Here is a 5,521-nt window from a genome sequence, read left to right on the forward strand (position 1 = left end):
GGTCTACCATCCCTGCCCTGAAAGCGCGATCGCCCGCGCATTACGCAGGCTCCACCAGCGCCGCCACGCCTGCGTACGGGTCCGCGCGGTTACCTCGCGCGGCCTCCACGATGTCGTGCATGGCGCGGCGAAAGTCGCCGCCGCGCGATTGGTACACGCGCTCGAACAGCTCCAGCCGCCGGTAGTAGATGCGGCGCGAGATGAGCGTGGCGTTGTTCAGCGGGTCGCGCGTAAAGCTTCCGAACGTGTCCACCTTCAGGTTCGGCCGCACCTCGCGGGCAAACCGCGCCTGCGCCTCGCCAAAGATGCGCTCCCGCTCGCGGAGCTTGTCGTCCGTCGTCAGGTCCGGGCGGGCGTACAGCGCCTCCAGGTCCGCCACCATCGCCTCCAGAAATCCGCCGAACGCCAGGTCGTCGTGCCACGCGCCCGTCGCCGTGACGCACGTCTGCGCCTGGGGCCCGTCGCGCCCGCAGAAGAACTCGATGGCGCCGCGCCCGCCCACGAAGTTGGCCAGGCTCTCGTTGAAGATCGCCTGCCCCGGCGCGTAGAAGGTGTTGTGGAACAGCTCGTGGATGACCGTGTTGGCCAGCGACACGTCGTCGTAGCGCAGCAGCGTGCTCAGCAGCGGATCGTTGAACCAGCCCAGCGTGCTGAACGCCGCCGAGGGGCGCACGTAGGTGTCGAACCCGCGCGCCTGCAGCCGGCGCGCCTCTTTCGCCGCGTCGGCCGGATCAAAGAATCCCTTGTACGGCACCCGCCCGGTGATGGGGAACCACCACGTGTACGGCTCAAAGCGGTCGCGGTACGCGGCGGAGACGACCGTGACGAGCGTGTCTGAATCCACCCGGGAAAAGAGCGTGTAGCTGTCGCCCGTGTTCAGCCGCAGCGAGTCCGCGGCGAACTGCCGCGCCTGCAATACCAGCAGCAGCTTGCCGCGCGTCTGCGCATCCGTGGCGGAATCCGCGACGATGGCCGCGATGGGACGGCGGCGCGACAGGATCTTTCCTTCCTCCCACGCGCCGCGCAGCACGTACAGCGGCGAGCACGCCGAAACCGTGCACAGCGCCGCCAGCACCGCCGCCATCCGCCAGGAACGTTTGATCATGCGTCAGAAGAGGCGCGGGTCCACGTTGGTCGCTTTCCATCCAATCTACCCACGGCAATCATCGCGCGCACCGGAGCCGCGCCCGCCGGCCCATTCGGCCTGTCCATGGCGGGTAAGGTGCTACCGCGAAGAGGTTCAGACGTTTATCATCCAGTTCCCGTCCCGCCGCTCCCGACCCTTCCCCGGGCCTATCATCATGCCGACTCAACCGCCCCCGCTGCACCACCAGCTCGTCAACGAGTGCTGCTCCATGGTGCGCCACCTGGCGTCCAACGGAAAGCGCGTTCCGCCCGCGCTGGTGCAGTCCGCCGCCGGGCTGGAGGCCGCCCTGAATGCGGGGCAGCCGGTGGACCTGGGCGCCGCGGCCACCACGCACGAGCGGCTGGCGCGCCTGGTCTCGCCTGCCCGGCCCGGCGCGCTGTACCTGCTGGATTCCACGTACCATGCGCCGGAGCGGTTCCGCATCCTGGGCCCCATTCCGCTCGTGCGACAGATCACGGTGTTCGCGGCGGCCTGCGTGGTCGCGTTCGTGGGATTCAGCATTCACGGCATCGTGACCCCCGCGAGCGAGCTTCAGCCCAAGGCGTTCGACACCGTGCTCCACAACCTGCACTGGCTGTCCGCGGCCGGTGTGGGCGCGTCGTTCGCCATGCTGTTCCAGGTGAACGAGTACATCACCAACCGCACCTACGATCCGGAGCACGCGCCCTCGTACCTCACCAAGCTGTTCCTGGGCGTGGTGGCCGGCTTCATTCTGGTCGCCATGATCCCGGTGCCGGCGATGGACGCCGCGGAGGCCAAGGCGCTGGCCCGGCCCACGATCGCGCTGCTGGGCGGGTTTTCGGCGCAGGCGGTGTACCGCATTCTGAACCGGCTGGTGGAAACGCTGGAGAACCTGTTCAGCGGCGGCGCCAAGGAGGTGGCGGCCGCCCGCGAGCAGGCCGCTGCCGCTCGCGCCAACGACGAGGCCGCGCAGCACCGCATGGCAGTCGCGGGCAGGCTGGTGCGCCTGCAGTCGTCGGTTACGGACCCGGCCGTCGCGGCGCAGATGCGCGACCTGATCCAGTCGCTCACCCCCGAAGCCACCGCGAGCGATCCGCAGTCGGCCCCCGACGCGGCTTCCACGGAGGCCGGGCGCGCCGATGGGGCCACGGCCGCGATGGATTCCGCCGGCGCTCCGGCGACCGCTGCGCCCGCCGCGCAACCCGATGCCATTCCCGCGGATGCGATCCTCGCCACGGGAATTCCCTCCGCGCCGCTGGTGGTGGAGATGGATGACGACGCGGCGGACGCCTCGCCGGCAGTCACCGGGGATGAGTCGCCGGGCGGCAAAACAGGCCCTTGACAGACGTGTGGCGCTGAGCTACACTCAGCGCCACTTGGGAGTCGCGTCCCGATGATCGCCCGCCTTTCCGCCCCGTGCGGAGGCGGGCACCCCTCCAACGCAGCAGTGCGGCGGACCGGGATCATCAGGATGCGGCTCTTTTTTCGTTTCCGGCGGGTTCGTCCCGCCACACCCTTGCAGGCGGATACCGGCTTCAATGACCATGGCGCACCTCGCAACCCCGGCGATTCTCAGCCTTGTGGCCCTGCCGCTGGGCCCGGGAGCGTCGTGCGCCCGCGCGGCGGATGGTGAATCCGGCAGGACGGATACGAGCGCGCCGAGCGGATACCGGCAGGCGGGCGAAAACATGCAGGCGGGAGGAACGGCCGAGCGCGCGCCCTAGCGCGAGTTCGGCACGATTCACCGGGAGCCACGCACTTTCGCCCCGCCCGCGCACATGCCGGGCGGGGCGATTCTTTTCTGGACATTGCGCGGGAGGGGATCGGGATGCAAGGACGCGAAAGCTGACGGATGAGCAGGCCGGCGGCGCGTGGAGCACCGCCCGGGTGGACAAACGCGACCCCCCGCAGGAGGGGCGACACGTTCCCGCCGGCCATCATCCGTTCCGCCGCAAGGCGTTGCCGGGCCGGTGGCTGCACGGGCATAGGCGAACCGGGCTCAGCGGAATGGATGGAGACGAGAGAAGTCCGCGGCGGGAGATCGTCTCCCGCGCGGGGCGCGTAGATCACACGATGAGCATCATCAAGCAGAAGCAGGAAACGCCGGAGCAGAGGTCCGGCCCGGGGGACTACTTTGTCGTGCAGTCCGAGTACACAACGTGGTACGTGAGCGCCGCGACCGCGGCGGCGGTGGGGCGCGCCCTGGACCGGCGCTGGTTCCGGCCGCGGTGGATCAAGCTCATGGACCTGAACGGCAGCCGCGCGTGGGTACGCGCCGAGCGCGTGGAGGCGGTGTTCGAGTCCACCGAGCACCAGCGCGCCCGGGACCGCGAGCACGGCTACCTGCGCCGCAAGGAAGCGCACGCCGACCGCCGCTGGGACGACGAGGAGTACTGAGCGTCGCGGACCCGGTCAGCGCGGGTCTGCGAGCGTGTCGAGCCGCAGGGTGAGATCGGCGAGCAGCTGGTCGTAGGTAAGGCAGATGATCTGCTTGGAGTCCACGACCACCCGTTCGCTGCGCCACTGCAGCCGCTGGCGTTCGCGGGACGCGAGCCCGTCACGCCCGACGACGATGATTCCCATCACCCGCGGGTACCCACCACCGAACCGGTGCTGGTACTCCGCCGAGCCCCGCGCATCGTCCAGCTTCCAGAACCAGTCGATGAGCTGGCTGAAGCCGTGCTCCAGGCGGCGGGACCACGACGGAGTCGCGCGCCCGCGCTGCACGAAGATGCTGCCCGCCGCGGCATCCTCGAATTCGATGAAGCAGTAGCTCTGGCGGCGCGAATCGCCGACCACGAGGTCGCACGTGAAGTCGCCGAAGAGCACGTATTCGTGCGCAACCAGATCCGACGTTCCGATCTGCGGCGAGTACGAGCCGATCAGTGCCGACAGCTGAAGGGAGCGGCGAAAGAACGGCAGGAGTGATCGGCGCTCGCCCAGCGGCTCCGGAGTCGCGAGAAGCGCAGCGAGAGATTGCAGTTCCTCCCGGCACAGCACGGGATCGAACCGCACCGCGTTCAGGCTCTTCATGCAGGCTGGCGGGCGGCCCCCCGCATCCACTCAAGACGCTCGAGGGGAAAGATGTCGTCGATCACCAGGCCGGTGGATTCGGGGGTGAAGAGGATGCCCCACGGCTCCATGCGCAGCAGGTAGAACCCGTCGGTCAGACGGCTCAGTTGGGTGCCTTCGAAGGGGCTGAAGCCGCGCCCCTGCTCCATCTGCGCCTGGAGGCGGGCAATCGCGTCGTCCACCGCGGTGCGGTCTTCGGGGTCCAGCAGCCTGAGGGCGATGGCGGCACGGTTCTGAAGGTTGAGCATGGCTTCTCCGTGAGAGCGGGTGGATCACGCGAGAACGATGGCGACGTCCGGGGCGTCCACAAAAGCCCTGGGAAAAAACCGGTCCGCACGTTGGCGGCAAACGATTTACATCCACCGTGGATACTGGGGAAATGCGCATCTTCGGACAGCACGACGAGAACACTATCCGCCAGATCCAGGACGTTGCGTCGCGCGCCGAGCAGGCCGCGCTCATGGCGGACGGGCACGTGGGCTACACCATGCCCATCGGCGGGGTGGCCGCCTACCGCGACAAGGTGTCCGTGGTGGGAGTCGGCTTCGACATCGCCTGCATTGCCGAGGGAACCCTGGTAACCACGGCGGATGGCTACAGCGTGCCGATCGAATCGGTTCGCGACACGCACCCGGTAGTCTGCTGGGACGGCACGGTGGTGCGCCCGGTGGTGCCGCACATGGGCTCCATCCCGCGCGCCACGCGCGAGGTGCTGCGCGTGGCGCTCGCGAACGGCCGGACGCTGCGGGCCACGGGCGACCACCAGATCCTCACCCGCACCGGCTGGAAGCGCGCGGACGCGCTGTCCACCGGCGACGCGGTGGCCTGTTCGCCGTACGTCGGGCTTCCGCACGAGGCGGCGGAGTGGGCGCTGAACATCGCCGTGGCGAACCCTCGGGCGCGCGACGAACTGGCCGAGCGCGGGCTGCTCCCGCTGCGGGGCGGCGATCCCCGAATGCCGGCGCTCCTTCGCGTACTGGGATACGCCAGCGGAGACGGGCACCTGACGCGCAACGGCAAGCGTGTGTCGATCTTCGTGTACCACGAGGGCGACGCGGCGGACCTGTCGGACGACCTGCGCCGGCTGGGGTTCGCGCCGCGCGCGCACCGCAGAGTGCGCGCGCCGGGCCGGCGTGAGGAGATTCACCTGTACGTGGACTCCATTGCGCTGCACGCGCTGCTGGCCGGGCTGGGCTCGCCCGTGGGCAAGAAGGACTGGGCCGAGTCGCCCATGCCCTGGCTGTTCGCGGCACCGGCGTGGATGCGCGCCCTGTTCCTGTCCGCCTTCTGCAGCGCGGAGATGATGACACCGCGCGTGCACCGCACCGGCACCATCCCCAA

Annotated in this window: 7 protein-coding genes; 4 read left to right on the forward strand and 3 right to left on the reverse strand. The window is 69.4% G+C overall.

Going from position 1 to position 5,521, the window contains the following annotated elements; translation table 11 throughout:
• Nucleotides 1–40 precede the first annotated feature (40 nt).
• Nucleotides 41–1,105 (reverse strand): aminopeptidase, encoded by a 1,065-nt coding sequence (locus tag VF665_RS09835; RefSeq protein ID WP_331053246.1) that lies wholly within the window; start codon nucleotides 1,103–1,105, stop codon nucleotides 41–43.
• A 196-nt stretch (nucleotides 1,106–1,301) separates the two neighbouring features.
• Between VF665_RS09835 and VF665_RS09840 the strand changes: the two genes are divergently transcribed.
• From VF665_RS09840 to VF665_RS09850, 3 genes are all read left to right on the forward strand, one after another.
• On the forward strand, nucleotides 1,302–2,450 hold the full coding sequence (locus VF665_RS09840) for a hypothetical protein (protein ID WP_331053247.1): 1,149 nt from the start codon (nucleotides 1,302–1,304) through the stop codon (nucleotides 2,448–2,450).
• Nucleotides 2,451–2,652: 202 nt separating this feature from the next.
• A complete protein-coding gene (locus tag VF665_RS09845) occupies nucleotides 2,653–2,832 on the forward strand; it encodes a hypothetical protein (RefSeq protein WP_331053248.1) in 180 nt (59 codons plus the stop codon).
• A 349-nt stretch (nucleotides 2,833–3,181) separates the two neighbouring features.
• Entirely contained in the window at nucleotides 3,182–3,505 is a 324-nt protein-coding gene (locus VF665_RS09850; protein ID WP_331053249.1) for a hypothetical protein, read from the forward strand.
• 15 nt (nucleotides 3,506–3,520) lie between these two features.
• On the opposite strand, the gene VF665_RS09855 is transcribed toward VF665_RS09850, so the two are convergent.
• Both VF665_RS09855 and VF665_RS09860 read right to left on the reverse strand, forming a co-directional pair.
• Nucleotides 3,521–4,141 (reverse strand): Shedu immune nuclease family protein, encoded by a 621-nt coding sequence (locus VF665_RS09855; protein WP_331053250.1) that lies wholly within the window; start codon nucleotides 4,139–4,141, stop codon nucleotides 3,521–3,523.
• Nucleotides 4,138–4,428 (reverse strand): hypothetical protein, encoded by a 291-nt coding sequence (locus VF665_RS09860; protein ID WP_331053251.1) that lies wholly within the window; start codon nucleotides 4,426–4,428, stop codon nucleotides 4,138–4,140. The genes VF665_RS09855 and VF665_RS09860 overlap by 4 nt, the downstream gene beginning before the upstream one ends.
• A gap of 116 nt (nucleotides 4,429–4,544) precedes the next feature.
• On the opposite strand from VF665_RS09860, the gene VF665_RS09865 reads away from it, so the two are divergent.
• Nucleotides 4,545–5,521 (forward strand): RtcB family protein (locus tag VF665_RS09865; RefSeq protein ID WP_331053252.1); only part of this gene is annotated, 977 nt, incomplete at its 3' end.

Source organism: Longimicrobium sp., from assembly GCF_036387355.1.
Lineage (GTDB): Bacteria > Gemmatimonadota > Gemmatimonadetes > Longimicrobiales > Longimicrobiaceae > Longimicrobium.